Source organism: Moorena sp. SIO1F2 (genome assembly GCF_010672755.1).
In the GTDB taxonomy this organism is placed as follows: Bacteria; Cyanobacteriota; Cyanobacteriia; order Cyanobacteriales; family Coleofasciculaceae; genus Moorena.
In genome coordinates, this window is sequence record NZ_JAAHFV010000578.1 from 1 (window position 1) to 2,455 (window position 2,455).

At 36.7% G+C, this 2,455-nt stretch carries 3 protein-coding genes; 1 reads left to right on the plus strand and 2 read right to left on the minus strand.

The window, feature by feature from the left end:
• Positions 1-229: 229 nt before the first annotated feature.
• Both F6J94_RS32940 and F6J94_RS32945 read right to left on the minus strand, forming a co-directional pair.
• On the minus strand, positions 230-436 hold the full coding sequence (locus F6J94_RS32940; RefSeq protein ID WP_293047938.1) for a hypothetical protein: 207 nt from the start codon (positions 434-436) through the stop codon (positions 230-232).
• A gap of 308 nt (positions 437-744) precedes the next feature.
• Positions 745-870 carry a hypothetical protein gene (locus tag F6J94_RS32945; protein WP_293030016.1) on the minus strand — a complete coding sequence of 42 codons (126 nt, stop codon included), beginning with the start codon at positions 868-870 and terminating at the stop codon, positions 745-747.
• A 15-nt stretch (positions 871-885) separates the two neighbouring features.
• Between F6J94_RS32945 and F6J94_RS32950 the strand changes: the two genes are divergently transcribed.
• Positions 886-2,455 (plus strand): hypothetical protein (locus tag F6J94_RS32950; RefSeq protein WP_293047941.1); only part of this gene is annotated, 1,570 nt, incomplete at its 3' end.

The window sequence follows — 2,455 nt, forward strand, 5'->3', positions numbered from 1 at the left end:
GAGTAGGGAGTAGGGAGTAGGGAGTAGGGAGTAGGGAAAAAATCCTGTGTACCTCATTAGGCTAAAAACCGCTATATAGGTAAAAACCAAAGGGCAAAAGGCAAGATTTTTCAACTAGTTAAGTTGATTAATATAGTGTTTTCCCTACTTATGAGGTACACAGATTTTATTCCCTATTCCCTATTCCCTGTTCCCTATTCCCTATGCTATCCCTTACCAAAGTAAAACCCTAGGATTCCTCCTCCAACGATTCCTCATCCATCGGATTACCGACATCAAAAACAATCACAAATTTAGCATCCGGCATCAGCAGTTTCAGGGCTGTTAAATGGCCCTCGGCATCAGAGCGATTGCGGAACCGACCAACAACTACTCGCTGCATTTCGGGTAATAGCCGCATGATCACCCATGGATAAAGGCGTTCAGAATAAGTCATAATAAAAGTATCTCCTGTCATAGGGGAGTCAAAGCTAGCCCGCAGATTTGGATGTTTTCCGGGCTAGCTATTGACGCGGATGTTTTACCAACCACTCTTTTATAATAGCACAAATAATCTTTTAGTGTAGCATATTTTGAAAATTTTTGTAACAAATTGTAGGAAGGAGGTAAAAGGGAATAGGGTCAAGATATCTGAGGAGTTTTTTGGGGTTTTGGTGATATCGTGATCTAGTTAGAGGTGGTATAGAAAAAATGCGATCGCTTTTTGAGAGCTTACTTATTTATAGTCATTACAATCCTACTGAGTTAACCTTGATAGAGGGCTGAAGGGGGGATGAAGAAGCGATCGCAGTATTTGGATTTTCTGCCAATCGGTACAACTGAACTAACCAATGCCTGGGGAGTCTCTGCTATAATTATAAAATTATGCAAAGTTAATTCATAGATATGGGTTTTCGGGCTAAGAGTGCACAGGAAGTATATCGTTATGCTTTGAGGCTAGATGAGCCACATCGGAGTCTTACAGATAGGTTTGGCTTCAGCCTCGTTTTTGTCAATGATGGTTCGCCAGTGTGCATAGAATTCCTGCAACGTTATTTTGTTGACTTATGCCATCGAACAGCAGACCGCATTCGTTTTATCTTTTTTTCTAACCTTGATGAGCGAAAATTAGAACGAACGGTCATGAGAAGACGCGAAAGTCGGCTTCAAATCATTCTTAGAAGAATGCTTACTTCGGTGAGACGTCGCTATCCTTATTGGCAAGATGAATATCTTGACATGGAACCTTGGGATGAATTGCGACCAAGAGGATTTGATCCTGTTCATTCCCCTGAGCGAACACTCAGAAATTTAAATTGGAGGATTCAAAAACTTTCTACTGTGCCAGGAGTTAAAGAAGCATTTCGTTTTGCCCAACAACTAGGCATAGGTCGTCATGTTCCCTGTATTGTGGCATTTAATGATATTGGTTCTCTATCAGTTGATGTGATGCCAATCAGGGGAATGACTCCTAGGGAGATTTACGACCATGTTAGAGAATGGGTTGACAGTTTTTATGAGAAGAATCAGGTAATTTTTGATTATTGGTCAGAAGTTGAAAGAGAAATTAACCGGTTACATAAAAAATCGCAAATTCCTCTGCATAAAATTAATGAATGGGAATATCACTGTCGAAAGCTTTGGAATGAGTTAAGGATTATTGCTAATGTCATTTCTGAAATTTCATTACTAAATTACAATGATAGAGTTGAGTTTTTCCAAATAATTAATAAATACATTAGAATTAATGAATACATTAGAATACTCCCTAATAAAATTATTAAATATGTTAAAAATTTTCAACAAAATAATTATAACTATAATCCTTGTAGCAATCAAGTAATTATAAATAATTTATTAGATTTAGAAAACAAGTTGGTAAATAATCTAGATTTTGAACAACTATATAATCAATTAAAAATAATTCGTGAACAGCCAACATTTTATAGAAAATATTGTCAGGAACTTATAAAGTATCAAACTATTATTCACGAAAGATATATTCTCACTAAGGAGGTAAAATGGCCTGTTTACGAATATTTGGACTGGTGGAAAAAAGCTGCAAATATCGGACTTAGTTGGAAAAAGTTTAAAGATACTCGAAATGCTTGGATACATATTCTTGATCCATCTTACCATAATGTTCGGATTCGGGATGAATTTAAGTATATTTTCCAGTTTATTCGCCAGTTTCCTTTATCCATAAATCCTAATGAAGGTGCTGAAGCAGCAATCCTTGAACTTGCCAAATACTATACTGTTGATCCAGAGAATCAGCAGTGGCTTATTGCTACAGAAGAGTTTCGTGATCGGATAATTAACTACATCAATATAATCCAGAAAACTTGTCCAAGATGGCTCATAGAAAATAATCCAAATCTAACAATTCGTGATGCAATTCCCTTAGGGAATGAACCAGGGAGTTATGGTAAGATTGATAGTTTGCCAAAAGATCATCCATTACTCACTGGTTCAT